14 protein-coding genes are annotated in these 15,671 nt (G+C 68.8%); 5 read left to right on the top strand and 9 right to left on the bottom strand.

Annotated elements, in window-relative coordinates:
• Window positions 1-149: 149 nt before the first annotated feature.
• The 7 genes from CYFUS_RS19615 to CYFUS_RS19585 form a co-directional block, all read right to left on the bottom strand.
• Window positions 150-713 (bottom strand): hypothetical protein, encoded by a 564-nt coding sequence (locus CYFUS_RS19615; RefSeq protein ID WP_157758532.1) that lies wholly within the window; start codon window positions 711-713, stop codon window positions 150-152.
• Window positions 710-1,786: an AAA family ATPase gene (locus tag CYFUS_RS19610; protein WP_095986608.1), complete on the bottom strand. Its 1,077-nt coding sequence runs from the start codon at window positions 1,784-1,786 to the stop codon at window positions 710-712. The genes CYFUS_RS19615 and CYFUS_RS19610 overlap by 4 nt, the downstream gene beginning before the upstream one ends.
• Window positions 1,787-1,913: 127 nt before the next feature.
• Complete coding sequence (locus CYFUS_RS19605; protein WP_095986607.1) at window positions 1,914-4,100, bottom strand: D-alanine--D-alanine ligase family protein; 2,187 nt, start codon at window positions 4,098-4,100, stop codon at window positions 1,914-1,916.
• Window positions 4,085-4,717 carry an RDD family protein gene (locus CYFUS_RS19600; RefSeq protein WP_198316637.1) on the bottom strand — a complete coding sequence of 211 codons (633 nt, stop codon included), beginning with the start codon at window positions 4,715-4,717 and terminating at the stop codon, window positions 4,085-4,087. The genes CYFUS_RS19605 and CYFUS_RS19600 overlap by 16 nt, the downstream gene beginning before the upstream one ends.
• Window positions 4,714-5,256: a hypothetical protein gene (locus CYFUS_RS19595; protein WP_095986605.1), complete on the bottom strand. Its 543-nt coding sequence runs from the start codon at window positions 5,254-5,256 to the stop codon at window positions 4,714-4,716. The genes CYFUS_RS19600 and CYFUS_RS19595 overlap by 4 nt, the downstream gene beginning before the upstream one ends.
• 74 nt (window positions 5,257-5,330) lie before the next feature.
• A complete protein-coding gene (gene hemB, locus CYFUS_RS19590; RefSeq protein WP_095986604.1) occupies window positions 5,331-6,302 on the bottom strand; it encodes a porphobilinogen synthase in 972 nt (323 codons plus the stop codon).
• Window positions 6,303-6,371: 69 nt separating this feature from the next.
• The gene (locus CYFUS_RS19585) at window positions 6,372-6,587 is read right to left on the bottom strand and encodes a hypothetical protein (protein ID WP_232537663.1); all 216 of its coding nucleotides are present in this window, start codon (window positions 6,585-6,587) and stop codon (window positions 6,372-6,374) included.
• 249 nt (window positions 6,588-6,836) lie between these two features.
• On the opposite strand from CYFUS_RS19585, the gene CYFUS_RS19580 reads away from it, so the two are divergent.
• The 5 genes from CYFUS_RS19580 (at window position 6,837) to CYFUS_RS19560 (ending at window position 12,810) form a co-directional block, all read left to right on the top strand.
• Window positions 6,837-7,745, top strand: a complete 909-nt coding sequence (locus tag CYFUS_RS19580; RefSeq protein WP_198316636.1) for an ABC transporter ATP-binding protein — start codon at window positions 6,837-6,839, stop codon at window positions 7,743-7,745.
• Window positions 7,742-8,578, top strand: coding sequence for a hypothetical protein (locus tag CYFUS_RS19575; RefSeq protein WP_095986603.1), 837 nt, complete (start codon window positions 7,742-7,744; stop codon window positions 8,576-8,578). The genes CYFUS_RS19580 and CYFUS_RS19575 overlap by 4 nt, the downstream gene beginning before the upstream one ends.
• On the top strand, window positions 8,578-9,738 hold the full coding sequence (locus CYFUS_RS19570; protein WP_232537662.1) for a hypothetical protein: 1,161 nt from the start codon (window positions 8,578-8,580) through the stop codon (window positions 9,736-9,738). Before CYFUS_RS19575 ends, CYFUS_RS19570 begins: the two co-directional genes overlap by 1 nt.
• Window positions 9,739-10,251: 513 nt before the next feature.
• Window positions 10,252-10,689: a hypothetical protein gene (locus CYFUS_RS19565; protein ID WP_198316635.1), complete on the top strand. Its 438-nt coding sequence runs from the start codon at window positions 10,252-10,254 to the stop codon at window positions 10,687-10,689.
• 63 nt (window positions 10,690-10,752) lie between these two features.
• Complete coding sequence (locus CYFUS_RS19560; RefSeq protein ID WP_232537661.1) at window positions 10,753-12,810, top strand: ATP-binding protein; 2,058 nt, start codon at window positions 10,753-10,755, stop codon at window positions 12,808-12,810.
• A 43-nt stretch (window positions 12,811-12,853) separates the two neighbouring features.
• Here the strand turns inward: CYFUS_RS19560 and CYFUS_RS19555 are convergent, their stop codons facing one another.
• Together CYFUS_RS19555 and CYFUS_RS19550 are read right to left on the bottom strand one after the other, a co-directional pair.
• Window positions 12,854-14,749, bottom strand: a complete 1,896-nt coding sequence (locus CYFUS_RS19555) for a hypothetical protein (RefSeq protein WP_095986601.1) — start codon at window positions 14,747-14,749, stop codon at window positions 12,854-12,856.
• Window positions 14,746-15,666 carry a hypothetical protein gene (locus tag CYFUS_RS19550; RefSeq protein WP_232537660.1) on the bottom strand — a complete coding sequence of 307 codons (921 nt, stop codon included), beginning with the start codon at window positions 15,664-15,666 and terminating at the stop codon, window positions 14,746-14,748. The genes CYFUS_RS19555 and CYFUS_RS19550 overlap by 4 nt, the downstream gene beginning before the upstream one ends.
• Between the last annotated feature and the right edge of the window lie 5 nt (window positions 15,667-15,671).

Below are 15,671 nucleotides of genomic sequence, written 5' to 3'. Positions count from 1 at the left end.
GGGAGCGAGGCGCGGGTCGCACCACAAGAGACACCTTCCCGCCGCGTGTCGTGCCAGATCGCGTCGCTCGAGTTCTTTGACACCCTCTCAGGACACCCTCTCAGCCCTCTCAGCGCCATCCGAAGTGAATGCGGCGCGCCCGCTGATGTTCACGGATGGGGGAGATTGCTCACCTGCACCCCCGGAAGCATGCTTACTTCTCGCACACTGGTCACGAGAACATTCGGTGTCAGCCAATGCAGTCGTTGCTTGAGAACGTTGAGCACCGTGGACAAGCGCGTCTTCCAGCGCTGCTCCTGCGTCCCGGGACCCATGGGGGGTGCGAAGTCTTCCTCGAGCCAGAGCACGACATACACATCATCGCTCGAGACCAACGCCTTGGCGTAGGGCTGCCAGTAGCCACCGTCCGCGTTGAGCCTCGCCGCCCCCAGGACGCCCGCCAGGGTGTCACGCACCTTCAGGGCCACTTCCTGCTGTAACGCACCGGAGGCCACCCGCGGCTTGTTCTCGATTCGATGCCCCCGAAAATCCTTCACCTCGATGAGGACGCAGCGGCCTTTGGAACGGCAGAGGATATCGACCGCCTTCGTGTCTGGAAGGCTCCCGATTCCCTTGCGGTAGGCCAGGGAGTCATCCCACTTCACCGCGTCCTGCCACCGCGCATCGAACTCGAAGCGCAACCGGCCCTCTTCAATAGGGAGGGGCGGACTCATTCCGTCGGCTCCTCCGGCGTCATGACCTCCGCGGATTGGGCGAAAGCATTGGCCTCGGCGTCGTAGTGACGCGCGAACTCCTGGAGGATGGGATTGCGCTCCAACCCAGCGAGTGTCGGAGCACTCTCCACTTGCACGGCATTGCCCTCTCGGAAGAGGCTGAAGAACTTCATGGCAACCGCGTCCTGTTGACGCGGGTGCTCGGCCACGAGAGACAACTTCTGCGTCAGCAAGTAGTCATGGCTGGCGAGGAAGATCTGGACACCGCGACGCGCGAAGGCTTGGAGGAACTCCACCACTTGCGAGATGAGCCGCGGATTGAGGTTCGCCTCCGGTTCGTCCCACAGCAGAAGTCCGTTCTCCACCAGAGAGCCGTTGGCGATCAGATGCGCCACGCTCGCGATCTTGCGAAGTCCCTCCGCGACCAGATGCGCTTCGAATGTTCCATTCGCCTGGATGACATAGAAGCGATTGCCCATGAGCCGCACGTCTCCACCCAACGCGGCCAGGATGGGTCCGAGCAACTCGGCGGCGCGCGTACCCCGGGGCCCCCGCAACTGCGAGGCCGCGAGTGCCTTGCACGTGTCGTAGTAGGTCTCATCGAACGAGAGTTCACGGGCTTCGTAGGCCGCGACGAAACCCTCGTACATCGCCAGAACTTCTCGCGAGGGCAGGAAGACAGCGGGAGTAGCTGGAGCCCAGCTTCGCTCCTGCACGGTCAGCTTGCCGAGCGAACTCAGCCCAAAGGAAAGCGTGCCCTCATTCGTCTCAATGGCAACCTTCGCGCGTCCACGCCCTAGCCGCCGGTTCCGCAACCGGCCGATTGCACCCTCCTCCGGCTTGAAGACGCCCGCGAGTTTTTCCGCCAACTGGTGATTGAAAACCTCGTCGGTCAGAGGCGGCTTGGCAGCCACGGCACCTTCCGCCACCCGGTGGCCCGCGTACAGCAGCTTCATCAAGTGCGATTTGCCCGTGGAGTTGGCACCAATGATGACATTGATACCCGGGCAGAATTCGAACTCCGCCTTCTCGAAGACGCTGAACTCCGTGAGGCGCAAGCGCTGGATGGACATACCGCCCCTTTTGTCCCGCGCGGCGGAGGGACCGTCAAGCAATCGTCCTAGGTTGGGCCGCGCTCAAGGCGGGGGCAGCCTCTCTCTATTTGGAGGCGGCGGGAAGCAAACCCGCCGCCTGAGGCGCTCAGGCCTTCATCTCCATGCGAGGCGAAGCCTCACTGGAGGAGCCCCCTCCCCCACTCCCGTTCCCAGTGGACTTGTCCTCGGACGGAGTGCCCTTCTCCTGGGCGGCCTTCTCCATCGCCAGCTTCATCAGGGCGCTCTCGTCCGCGGCACGCCGGGCCTCGCGCTCCTTGTAGCGGCGGATGGCCGGGGCCATGATCTCCCCGATGAGCCCCCGGTAGTCCATGCCCGCCCCCTGGGCGATGAGCACCAGGTCGCTCCACCCCGGCGTCAGGCCCGGCAGCGGGTTGCACTCGATGAAGTACAGCCGGCCCTTGTCGTCCATGCGGAAGTCGATGCGCGCCACGTCCCGGCACCCCAGCGCCATGAACGAGCCGCGCGCCGCCGCGCGCAGCTTCTCCAGCAGCGCGGGCTCCAGCTTCGCTGGCGCGTCGTAGCGGATGCGATCGTTCCAATCCAGCTTGTGCTGGAAGCTGTAGATGGGGTTCTTCTCCGCCTTGTCCAGGAAGACGATCTCCATCGGCGGCAGCACGCGCGGGCGCCGCTCGCCGAGCAGGCCCACGGTGAACTCGCGTCCGCCGATGTACTCCTCGATGAGCGCGGGCTGCTGGTACTTCGTCACGATCTCCTTCACCACCTCGCGCAGCTCCGCCTCGTTGCCGCACACGCTCTTGCTCACCACGCCCTTGGAGGAGCCCTCCGCCACCGGCTTCACGATGAGCGGGAAGGTGGTGAACTCCTTGTTGAGCCGCTCCTTGCCCGTGTGCATGAGCTGGAAGATGGGCGTGTGGATGCCGGCCTGACGGACGATCTTCTTCGCCAGCGCCTTGTCCAGCGCGATGGAGAGCGTGGCCGGATCGCTGCCCGTGTAGGGGATGTCCAACAGCTCCAGCATCGCGGGCACCTGGCTCTCGCGGTTGCGGCCCTTGAAGCCCTCGGCGATGTTGAACACGATGTCCAGCGGGGTGCTCGCGAGCACGCTGGGCAGTTCCGCCGTGGCCTCCAGGTCCACCACCTCGTGGCCCCACGAGGCGATGGCCTCGCGGATGGCCTGCAGCGTGGTGGGCGAGTCGTACTCGGCCTCGCTGTCCTCGGTGGCTCCGGGCTCGGCCGTGGGCTTCACGCGCTTGACGTTGTAGGTGAAGCCCACGCGCAGGGGGCCCGTCTTGCGCGCGGGCTTGCCCTGGCGCCGGCCGTCCTTGATCTTGTAGCGCCGCGCCGCGCTCTGGATGATGGCGTTGACGACGCCGTCCAGGTGCACGCCTTCCAGCGCGGCGGAGGCGTAGATGCCCGCGCCCTGCTCCAGGCTCGGCAGCGCGTTGAGCTCCAGGAAGTAGGGCACGCCCGCGTCGCTCAACCGGAAGTCGATGCGCCCCAGGTCCCGGCAGTCGAGCACGGCGATGATCTTCTTGGACGCCGCGCGCAGCTCCTCGACCATCTTCACCGGGAGCCGGGCCGGGGCACGCACCTTGACGGCGCTCTCGCGCTTCGTCTTCAGCTCGTAGTCGTAGATGTCGTACTTGCGCCCGGCGATGGCGGCCGGATCGATGTCGTAGGACACCGGGCTGAGCACGCCGTCATGATCGTTCTGCACCGCCGCGAGGTACGGCACGGTGATGTCGGTGCCCCGGATGAACTCCTCCACCAGCACGCCATTGGGGTAGCGCGAGAGGGCGTGGGCCACCTTCGTCCGGGCCTCCTCGACGGTCTCGGCCACCGAGTCCTGGGTGATGCCCTTGGAGGAGCCCTCGAAGTTGGGCTTGATGATGACGGGAAAGCGCAGCTCCTCGACCTTCAGCTCGTTGAGGTGCTCGACGAACTGCCAGCCCGGGGTGCGGATGCCGTGCTTGCTGAGCACCAGCTTGGTGAGCTGCTTGTCCAGGGTGACGGCCAGCGCGTAGGCGTCCGAGCCCGTATAGGCGAAGCCCAGCTCCTCGAAGAGCGCGGGATAGAAGGCCTCGCGGAAGCGGCCCCGGCGGCCCTCGGCGATGTTGAAGATGAGATCCGGGCTGTAGGCCTCCAGGCGGGCCACGGTGCGCGAGGCGGGTCCACTCACCTCGAAGCGCTCCAGCCGGTGGCCGAGCCGCTCGATGGCCGCGGCCAGCGTGTTCACCGTCTCCTGGGAGTCGAACTCCGCCTCTTCTTCCGAGTCGGACAGCTTGAGGTTGTACGTCAGCGCGATGCGCACGGCTTTCCCCTTGTGGACTTCTGAAATGAGCGGCCCCGGCGCACCCGGGCCGCGGACAGGAAACGGCCCGGGACGCGCGCGGGCGTCACGGGCGAACGAACGGCGGTGGTGGCCCCGGCGACGACCTTGCCGTCCACCACCTGGGTCTGGGCCCAGGTGTCTCCGAGCCTCCAGCCCAGGGGATCCCTCACCACGCGCAGGGCCTCCACGCCGCCGATGACGACGAGCCCGGCGAGGAAGGCCACGCGGCCCAGGGGCTCGGGCATCATCCCGAGCAGGACGATGAGGGCCAGGGGCGCGTTGCGCAAGGTGCTGTCGCGGTGGCGCGCGGCCGAGCGCGTGGGCAGGTGCATGACCTTCACGCCGAAGATGCGCTTGCCCACGCTCTGGCCCTGGAGCATGCCGTCGGCCAGCAGCAGGAAGAGCAGCGCCAGCACACTGCCCGCCCCGCCGCCCACGACGTAGAAGCCCCAGGCCACGAGCACGTCCACCAGGCGCGCGCCCAGCCGCAGCCACAGCGAGGCCTTGGGATAGGGCGAGCCGGCGGCCTCCTTCTCGTCCACCACGCGCAGGCCATGGCGGCGCGAGGAGGCGTACAACTCCGGGGCAGCACTCACTCGTCGGGCTCCAGGATGAGGCCCCGCTCGGGGCGCTCCGGCTCGTCCAGGCCCGCGAGCTGCGCGAGCCGCTCGTGCGCGCTCACCATGCCCGGGGGCCGCGAGTAGACATACTCCGAGGAGGACGCGGCGGCGTTGCCGGTGAAGTCCGGCGAGGCCAGAAGCCGCGCGGAGGGCGAGCCCGTCTCGGCCATCTCGCGCAGGCGGCCGCGCGCGGCCTCCACGTCATGCGCCGCCGGCGCCCCCTCGCGGGTGAAGAAGACGAACGCCATGGCGGGCCGCTTGGAGGACTCGCGCATGGCGAACTGCACGCCATCCAGGTTCCAACCCTGAGCGCTCCACTCGTTCACGGTGCGCTCCAGCGTGCCCTCGTCGACGGTGGACAGCTCGACGACCTTGTACTGCAGGGCACGCACGGGGGCGGGGGCAACGGCGGCACGCACGGCCCCGGGACGCTTGCCCGCGCGCGAGGTGCGCCGGGGTGCCGGGGGGAGTGCCGCCTTGCGGGACGGGGGCCGTTTCTTCTTGCGGGGGGCCATGGCCAGTTCCAGATCTTTGCCCTCAGGTGGGGGGGTGAACGCAAGCCCCCGTGAGAGCGTTTCCGAGTGGGACGTCAGCCGAGCAACTTCGACGCCTCGAGCGCGTGGTAGGTGATGATCTGCTCGGCGCCGGCGCGCTTGATGGAGGTGAGAATCTCCAGCATCAGCCGATCCCCGTCGATCCACCCGTTCTGGGCGGCGGCCTTCACCATGGAGTACTCGCCGGACACGTTGTAGGCCACCACGGGCACGTCCACGCGATCGCGGATCACCCGGATGATGTCCAGGTAGGACAGGGCGGGCTTGACCATGACCATGTCCGCGCCCTCCTCCAGGTCCAGGTCCACCTCGCGCAGGGCCTCGCGCGCGTTGCCGGGATCCATCTGGTAGCCACGGCGATCGCCGAACTGGGGCGTGCTCTGGGCGGCCTCGCGGAAGGGCCCGTAGAAGCCCGAGGCGTACTTGGCGGAGTAGGCCATGATGGGTACGTCGGTGAGGCGCACCTCGTCGAGCGCCGAGCGGATGGCGGCCACGCGCCCATCCATCATGTCCGAGGGGGCGATGATGTCCGCGCCCGCCTGGGCGCACGTGACGGCCATCTTCGCGAGCAGGGGCAGGGTGTCGTCGTTGACGACATGGCCGCCCTCGATGACGCCACAGTGGCCGTGGTCCGTGTACTCGCACAGGCACACGTCCACGATGACGATCAGGTCCGGCAGGGCGCTCTTGAGCTCACGCACGGCGCGCTGGACGATTCCCTCGCGCGCGTAGGCCTGCGAGCCGCGGGCGTCCTTGTGGTCGGGGATGCCGAAGAGGATCACCGACTTCACGCCCAGCGCGTAGGCCTGGCGGGCCTCGGCGAGCGCATGCTCGAGCGACAGATTGAAGATGCCCGGCATGGACGCGATGGGCCGGCGCACGTCCCGCCCCTCCACGACGAAGAGCGGGTAGATGAAGTTGGAGGGCGCGAGCGTCGTCTCGCGCACCATCTCACGAAGGGCCGCGGTGCGGCGCAGCCGCCGGGGGCGGTGAATCGGAAAGGCCATGGAGCGACGGTATAAACCGACGGCGGCCCGCGAAAAGAATTGTCCTGGGGGTGGCCCGGCTCGGGCTGGCTAGACAGCGGCCAGGCGCCAGCCGATCCCCGGTAGCCCGTGCTCCCGGGCCTGGCGCGCGGCGCGGCGCTCGGCGAGGTCCGCCTCGTGGAGCGCGCGGGCATAGCGCGTCCGGGCCGCCTCGGTGTTGGCCCGCAGCTCCCGCTCGGCCGAGGCCAGTTCGCGACGGGCCGCACGCAGTTCCTGCTCCATCCAATCGCTCATGAGCATGGTCATGGTTCCTCCTGGAAGACGGGACGCTGCACACCGCGCGCCATACCGCCTCGGCGCGCAACACCGCGAAAACACGAGGGTGGTAGGACGGAGAGTCAGGGTCACCCCGAAAGAAAGTGCGAAACGGAGTTTCCAGGACGTGCAATTCATGCGCGCCCGGTCTCCTACGCACCGGACAGGGGCCCGGCAGCCCGCCCGCCCCACGGGCACCTCCACGGAAATGCCTCGTGGACTCCAGCGTAGAATCCCCTCGTGACGGCCATCGAAGTCGTGGGATTGCAGAAGACCTACCGGCGTGCGTTCCGCCCGGGTCATGAGGCGCTCCGGGGGGTGGATCTGCGCGTCCCCGCGGGCAGTGCGTTCGGGTTGATCGGACCGAATGGCGCGGGGAAGACGACCTTCATCAAGAGCATCCTGGGCATCGTGCAGCCCACGGCGGGCACGGTGCGGGTGTTGGGGGGCTCGCCGGAGGATCCCCGCATCCGCGCGCGCATCGGGTACCTGCCCGAGCGCCTGCACCTGCCCGGCTCCTGGAAGCCGCGGGCGTTCCTCGCCACCGTGGCGCGGCTCAAGGGGATGGAGCCGGAGCGGGCCGCAATCCCCCGGCTGCTCGAGCGCGTGGGGCTCGGGGACGCGCTGGAGCGGCGCATCGGCGGCTACTCCAAGGGCATGCGCCAGCGGCTGGGGCTCGCGGCGGCGCTGTTGGGCGAGCCCGAGCTGCTCATCCTGGACGAGCCCACCGACGGCATCGATCCCCTGGGCCGGGTGGAGGTGCGGCGGCTGCTCCAGGAGGAGGTGCGGCGCGGCACCACGCTCTTCCTCAACTCACACCTGCTCGCGGAGACCGAGCGGGTGTGTGATCGGGTGGCGATCCTCGCCCGGGGCCAGGTGCTGCGCGAGGGACGGCTCGGGGAGCTGGCGTCGAGCCAGAGCCGATGGCTGGCGCGCTTCGAGCCGGGCGCGGACGCCGAGGCGCTCGCGCGCGCGGGCTTCACGGCGGCGGGGCCCGAGGGGAGGTATGTCGTGGAGGCGGTGGACGCGACGGGGCTGAACGCGGCGTTGGACAAGGCGCGCGCCGCGGGGGCGCTGCTGGTGGAGCTCAAGCGCGACGCGCAGGATCTGGAGACGGTGTTGGCCTCGGCCATGGAGGTGGCGGCATGAGGGGCGTGGTGGGCATCGCGGGCTACGTGTTGCGCGAGGCGGCCTCGCGCAAGTTCATCCTCGCCTTCCTGCTGGGTGTCACCGGAGTGCTGGTGACCGTGGCGCTCAGCCTGCGCATCGAGGTGGTGGATGGGGCGCTGGCGGCCTCGCGGCTGTTCGGCAAGGTGATGTCCCGGGACATCGTCGCGGTGGACGTGGCCCTGCGGCCCGTGTTCATGGCGGCCGCGAGCCTCGTCTTCTACGGAGGCATCCTGTTTGGCATCGTGGCGTGCTCGGACTTCGCGCCGAGCCTGCTGTCGCCGGGCCGTGTCGAGCACCTGCTCGCCCTGCCCCTGCGCCGCTGGCATCTGCTGGCGGGCACCTTCCTCGGGGTGATGACGCTCGCGCTGGCCGGCTCGGTGTACGGCTCGCTGGGGCTGGTGCTCATCTTCGGGGTGAAGACGGGCTACTGGACGACGGGGCCACTCATCGCCGCCCTGCTCGCGTGCGTGAGCTTCGCGGCGGTGTACGCGGTGATGCTGACGACGGCGACGCTGGTGCGCAGCCCGGCGCTGTGCGCGGCCATGGGCGGGCTCACGCTGGTGCTCGGGGTGGTGGCGGGCTACCGCACGAACATCTCGCCCTTCATCGAGGAGGGGCCCATGCGCGCCGCCTTCCGGGGCGTGACGTTGGTGCTGCCGCGCCTGTCGGCGCTGGCCAGCGCGAGCATGGACCTGGCGGCCTCGGTGCCCCTGACGGTGGACTCGCTGGCGATGTTGCTCGCGGGGGTGTTCGTGTTCGGCCTGGGCGTATTGTCCCTGGGCTTCTGGTGGTTCGAGGGGAAGGATTACTGATGAAGCGCCAACGTGGAATGTGGCTCGCCCTGGCGGGAGCGCTGTTCATCCTGGCCGCGTGGTTGATGTTGTCCGGACAGGGAGAGGACGAGGCCTCCGCCGCGCCGAAGGTGGAGTTCCCGCGCAGGCTGCGGCCCCAGGAGCGCGAGCGCGTGGAGCGCCGACGCACGTACGTGATGCCCCAGGACGCCGGGGTGGCGCTGGCGCCGGGTACGGAGAGCGAGCCAAAGAAGCCGAGGGATCCGCTGCTGGCGGCGCTGCCCCGGGGGGCGGGAAAGACGGCGGTGGTCATCGAGGCCAATGCCCTGCGTTACTCGCCCATCGGGGAGCTGCTGCTGGAGTGTCTGATGAACCGCGGCGGCAAGGAGCTGGAGCGCTTCAAACAGACAACGGGCGTGGATCCCCTGAAGGATCTGGATCGTCTGGTCATCACGGATGATGGGCTGATCGTCTCGGGGAACTTCGGCGACCCCCGCCTCAAGGAGTTGCTCGCCCGCGATGGCTCGGCGAGCTACGGAGACAGCGCGAGCCTCTTCGAGCTCGGGCGCTCCCGCCCACTCCCCGATGGCGGCGTGGCCCAACGCCAGGGCTTGTCGGTGGGTACCTGGAATGATCAGATGTTGATGTTTGGCTTCAGACCGGATGGCTTGAATGGCATCAAGGACATCATCGACCGGGTGGAAGGACGGGGCCCGGACGAGCCGCCGGTCATCTCCGAGAACAGCACCTATGGCGAGATGTACGGGGTGCTCTCCGTGGAGCAGCTGCGCAAGCTCTTCCCCCCGGAGCAGAAGGAGCTGGCGGACAGGCTCGCGTCCGTGGCGCAGAACGTGGAACTGCACGTGGACGCGAGTTCGGACTTCGCGATGACGGCGCAGGTGAAGGGCGCGGACGCGGCGCTGGTGACCGACCTGGGCAAGTCGCTCGGTGGAGCACTGTCGCTCGCGCGGATGAGGGCCCAGGCGGAGGGCAACACCGAGCTCGCGCAGTTGCTGGACTTCGCCAAGGTGCGTCCCGGCGGGGACTCGTTCGGCCTGGAGATGGCCGTTCCCCTGGACGTCATCCAGAAGCAGCTCGCGTTCTGCCGCGAGGCACAGGAGCCACCGCCCGACGCGGCGTCACCCGAAGCGGCCTCGGGCCCGTCCGAGGTCGCCCACTGAAGGGGCGCGTGGGGCAGTCGCCCCCAACGTGGCCGAAGTGCTCCAGATCGCACACCGTGTGTGCTTTTGCTGGAATCCGCGCGGGTGACGTCTGGCCTGGGTGATCGTAGACACCCGGCCGGCCGTGCTCCGCCGCTCCCGCCACCGCCGGGTGACACCCCTCCACCGTACGCCCGGTGTGGCAATCCCAGACTCCCGAGCGTGGCTCCGTCTCCGAGGAGCGTGCTTCCATGCGCCGCGCCCGCGACCAGCGCTCCCGGCGGGTCAGCTCCGACAAGGAGGGGTCATCCCCCACCCTTCCTGTTGGGATGTCTTTGGCGTCCATGCCCATCCAACAAATCAAGTCGGGAAGGACTCCCGAGAACCCCCCGTCTTTCCCGAAAAAAACGTTCTTCCGCGAGCCTTTTCATTGCAGTGATTCAAGACCTAGAATTACCAACCGGAACACATGCTCACTGGGAGACTCCCGTGCCCTTCGTCGCCTTGGAGTGGGATCACAAAATCGGAAAGCCGATGATTAGCTGGATCGTCGTGGAGTGCAGCGGCGTGGTGGAGAAGTGTGGCGGCCCGTCCGCCCTGCCTCCGCGCCGCGACGTCGCCTACTTCGTGGAGGAGAAGACCGCCGAGCGGGACGCCAAGGCCTTCGCCGAGTACAAGAACGCTCAGCAGGAGGGACGCCTGAGCCAGATGACCCCTCCGGCCGAGCTGCAGTGGCATGCGGCGTACCCGTGGGATCACCAGCTTCACAGTCCGTTGTTGCGCTGGGGAGTCCTCGAGTGGAACGGCAAGCACGGCAAGCCCGGCCCCCGGCTGGACGTGGCCTACTTCCTGGACCCCGTGCTGGCCGAGAGCGACGCGAAGTGGTTCAGCTGGGAGAGGGACCGGTGGCTCGCCGAGCGCCCGAGCAAAGTCGAGCCCCCTGCCGTGTCCCTCGCCCGTAAGGTAGGCTGAGGGTCGCCCCAGGCTCGACCTGAACAGGACCTGGAGGGCGTGGAGTTCTGGATGACGCATTCCATGCACGCAACCCTCCTGGGCCTCCCAGACTCGGTGAGTGACGAGTTGGAGCAGGCGTTTCAAGCGGAGGGGTTCGCCCTCGAGTGCCGCCGACTGTCATCTGGCAACCCCTCTCTCCCCCAGGTGTTCCCGCCGGGACTGGTGTTGCTCTGGGAGGACGAAGGGTCGCTGGAGCAGGCGGTCGGCACCTGCCGACAGCTCGCCTCCGTCTGCGCGCTGTCCCGCTCCTGGCTCTTCGTGCTGACGCGCCGCGACGTGAGTGAGCAGTCGGAGTTGATCCTCGCCGGTGCCAGCGAATGCATCTCTCCGACGGGAGAGCAGTGGGCCCCCAACCTGCTCACGCACGTGCGGCACCTGCGCATCCCCACGCGGGTGGGGACTCCGGCGGACGAGCCGCCCCACTCGCGCGTCCCCTCCGAACGGGCCCTGCAGACGCTGCTGTCGGCCACCACGGCCGACCTCGGCCACGACTTCTTCCGCACCCTGGTGAAGCAGCTCGCCGAGGCCTTCCGCGTCACCTGCGCCATGGTGGGCGAGATGCTGCCGGAACAGGACTCCATCCGCACGCTCGCCTTCTGGAGCCGCGGGGCCTTCCAGAACCCGGTGACCTATCCGCTCAGCGGCACGCCCTGTCACAACGCCGTCCTGAACTCCATCTGCCACTACGCGGACGACGTGACCCGGCACTTCCCCGAGGATCTGATGCTCTCGGACCTCGGCTTGCGCGGCTACCTGGGCGCGGCCCTGCGCAGCTCCCGGGGCGAGGTCATCGGGGTGCTCGCCATCCTGCATGATCAACTGCTCGACGCGGGCGAGCTGGACTTCTCCCTGCTGGGCGCGTTCGCGACCCGCGCGGGCGCGGAGCTGGAGCGCATCCGGGCCCAGGCCGAGCTGGAGCGCACGCGCGACTTCCTGCGCAACACGCTCGAGGCCGTGCCGGATCCCATCTTCGTCAAGGATCGCAACCACCGCGTGCTGGTGGTCAACAGCGCCCTGTGCCGGCTGGTGGGCCGCCCGGCGTCGGAGTTGTTGGGCCAGCGCAGCATCGACGTCATGCCCGAGTACCAGGAGCAGAGCGCCTGGGAGCAGGACGAGCAGAGCTTCGCCTCGGGCCAGCCCGGCGAGAGCGAGCAGAGCTTCATCGACGGCAGCGGGATGAGCCGCACCGTCCTCACCCGGCGGGCGGTCTTCCCCGGCGCCGACGGTCAGCCTTCCCTGGTGTCCGTCCTCCGGGATCTCACCGAGCGCAAGCGCCTGGAGACGCAGCTGCGCCTGGCGGACCGGATGACGTCCATGGGGACGCTGGCGGCCAGCGTGGCGCATGAAATCAACAACCCGCTGTCCTCCGTCTGCGCCAACATCTCCTATCTGGGCGAGCAGCTCTCCGGGGACGAGTTCTCCCCCGAGCTGCTGCCCGAGCTGCGCGAGGTGCTGGTGGAAACCCAGGAGGGCGCCGCCCGCGTGCGCTCCATCGTCCAGGATCTGAAGTCCTTCGCGCGCGGGGACGAGGAGCACCAGGGGCCCATCGACGTGCGCCGGGTCATCGAGAGCTCGGTGCGCCTGGTGCGCAACGAGCTGCAGCGCTACAACGCCCGGTTGGAGCAGGTGCTCGAGCCGGTGCCCCTGGTGCAGGGCAATGCGTCACGCCTGGGGCAGGTGCTGGTGAACCTGCTGGTGAACGCGATGCAGGCATTCCCCGAGGCGCGCTCGGAGAACAACCGCATCCGCGTCATCACCCGGATGGAAGGGCCGCGGCGCGTGGTGGTGGAGGTGGAGGACAACGGCAAGGGGATGAGCCAGGAGGTGCTCCAGCACATCTTCGATCCCTTCTTCACCACCAAGCCGGTGGGCGTGGGCACGGGGCTGGGCCTGGCCATCTGCCACACCATCGTCCAGTCCATGGGCGGGGAGATCGACGTGCGCAGCATGCCCGGACGCGGCACCTCCTTCATGCTGGTGCTGATGGGCATCGAGGAGGAGGACAAGGGCGAGCGCAAGAGCGGCGAGCCCCCCCTGACCGAGGAGTCCGCGCCCCCGCGCACCTACGCCACCGGCTAGTGGGAGGACCCGGGCCCTCCCGCCGGCCCCGTCCCGTGGCGGCTCAGGGGTTGAACTCCACCACGAAGGCGTTCCACCTCGCCGCGCCCAGCGAGGACTCGCGGCGGACCCGGAGCTGGGCGAGGGTCGGGGAGAACTCGAACCTCGCCAGCGACTCACCCAGGATGTCATCGCCCGAATAGGACGCCTCGCCCCCGGCCTGGCCATTCATGGCCTGCCCGCTGGCGAACACCACCGCGCGCGTCCTCTCCACCGCCTGGATGTTGGGAGTGGCCTGGGTCTGGCCCCCGGACATGCTCACCGGAACCGACTGCACCTTGGCGACCGAGCCGAAGTTGATGCGCTCCCAGGAGATGGCCTCGATGCCCGCCGTGTCGCAGTTCGGCGAGTCCTCCAGGGCACGCGAGAACGCCAACTCCGTGGAGCTGGTCACCTCGCCCCTCAAGACCCGGTCGCAGAGGTTCACCGCGCCCGCGTTGTTCACCCGGTAGGTGAACAGCAGCGCGGTGGTGGCGGGGTCCGCGAAAGCGAGACTCGTGCTCCCCGCCCAGGTCTGCCCTCCGGCCATCGCTCCCCCTCCCCGGAGGACCTGGATGCCCTCGAGTTCCACGACCTGGAGCGAGCCCTTCCAGGAGGGACTGCAATTGGTGGAGAACTGGAGATCCACCCGATTGCCCGAGCTGGCCAGCGTCGCGGTGTAGACATCATCCTCTCCGAGGATCGCTCCGCTCTGCTCGCCCGACACCAGCAGGAAGCTCTTCTGAGGTGAGACGGCCGCGATCGGCACGGAGATGAGGGGCGCCCCCTGACAGCTCGGCTGCAGGTGCTGGACCCTCAGCCCGGTGCCCAGCTCCACGGTCTGCCAGACGATGTCGAAGTTGCTGGATGCGATGGCATTCCGGCCACAGGTGAAGGCGTCCCTGGCCGAGAGCATACAGCGCAAGCTCCCGGAGTCTGGACTGCGCCCGGAGTTGCTGAGCGAGATCAACAACAGGGTCTTCGACATGTCCACCTGCGCGGGCGAGATGGGACAGGTCACCGAGTAGCCGTTCGCGGGTATGGTACAGACGCCCGAGCGGACCACCGGGAGGATCGTCTCGTCCTGAAACACCGTGCTCAATCCCGACACGGAGACGAACAGGCGGATGGTGCCGCTGCTCTTCCCCTTGAAGTAGAAGGAGGAACGGGTCCTGCCCGCGGCGAACATCGCGCTGGACAGAGGCGTGGTGCAGCTCTCGTCGGAGAAGAACGTGAGCCCCGTGCCCACGACCGTCATGCCTCTCGAGTTGGAGAAGGTGGTGGGGGTGCCGTTGGCATCGCGTGCCTCGAGCTCCACCAGGCTCGAGCAGCCATTCGTGGCCAGCGTCTGGGCACCCGTGACGAAAACGACACCCACCGCCGGCCCGGGGACGAGCAGCACCTCGTCCTGCGTCGCGGAGGTCAGCCCGCTGGCGGACACACCGACGCGGATGGTCTGCGCCACGCCGCCGCGGAAGTAGAAGGTCGCGCGGCTGCTGCCGGCACCCACCTCCACGGAGCTCGTGGCGCTGGTGCAGGCCGCGTCGAGGAAGAAGCTCACGGCCTGGGAAGGCTCGACACTCAACGAGACCGTCGCGGCGTTCTGCACCGGGGCGGCCAGCCCCTCCGCCGTCTGCGTCTCGATCACCACGGCCGCCGAGCACTGTCCCGTGCCCACGCTCTGCTCGGGACTGACGAAGGCCAGCCGCGTGGGCGAACCGGACGGAGTGCCCGGATCGGGCCCCCCGTCACCCGGCTCCCCGCCGGCCCCCTGGCAGAACCCCGCGCGGCACGTGAAGCCCGCGGCACACTCGTCGTCCAGGGTGCAGGCATAGCGCCGGGTGTCCGCACCGGTGGACGCGGAGGAACACCCCAGCACCAGGGCCAGCAACGCCAGCAGCCCCCATGAGCAGCGATTCAAGGCAGGGTCCCTCCGACCACCACCCCCGACGGAGCGGCGGAGACCGTCACGGGCGCGCCGAGCACCCAGAGTGTTCCTCCCGCGATGGCCGCGGCGCCCGCGACCCCGAAGAGGATGTTGGCCCACTGGCCCTGGGAGCGCGCCCGGGCATCGAGCGCGAAGGCCTCTTTCTGGGTGAGGCCAACGGTATACCCCGCCTCGTTCACCGGAGCGCCCTCCACCCGGGCCCGGGCCTGGTTCGACTGCAACCCGAGGAACCCTCCCGTCGCGCCCGCCCCCGCCGCCAGTCCCAGGCACACGTAGGCCACGGTGCGCAGGGGCGAGCCCGGTACCCCCTTCACCTGGGGCTGCTTCTCGGACAGGGTCGGCACGGGCGCGGGCGTGGACGCGAGCGCGCCAGGCGCCAGGGTCACCAGCGGCGACGTCTCGCTGCCCAGCGAGGTGAGCACCGCCCGGCGCTCGTCGAGCAGCTCCGCCCACCACTCCACGCGCCTCCCCTTCCTCTCCACGGAGGCCATGCCCTCGACGAGCGGCTGCTCCGTCAGGATCCACCCGGCTCCGGCCTCGCGCTGGTAGAAGAGCACGCTCCGGCCCAGGTTCAGCACGTCCGGCTTCGCCTGGACCGTCAGCAGGTTGTCCGTTCCACTCGCGGGCACGACCTCCAGCCGCAGCGCGGCTCCCTTGTCATTCAGCCAGCCATTGGCCTCGAAGAAGGGCGTGACCACCCGGGGGGCATAGTCCCCCTTGAGCCGGTATTCCGGCGCGAGCACCAGCAGCGTCTGGAAGGCGGCTCGAGCCTTGGCCGGTTGTTGGAGCATGCCGGCCACCACGCCCTGGAGCTCGAGGATCTCCAACAGCGTGTCGCGATCGTTGCCCGGCTGCGCGCGGGCCTGCTCCAGCGCGCGGGCCGCCTCCATGTAGC

It is taken from the genome of Cystobacter fuscus, from assembly GCF_002305875.1.
Lineage (GTDB): Bacteria > Myxococcota > Myxococcia > Myxococcales > Myxococcaceae > Cystobacter > Cystobacter fuscus_A.
This window is presented reverse-complemented; position numbering and strand designations above follow the sequence as displayed.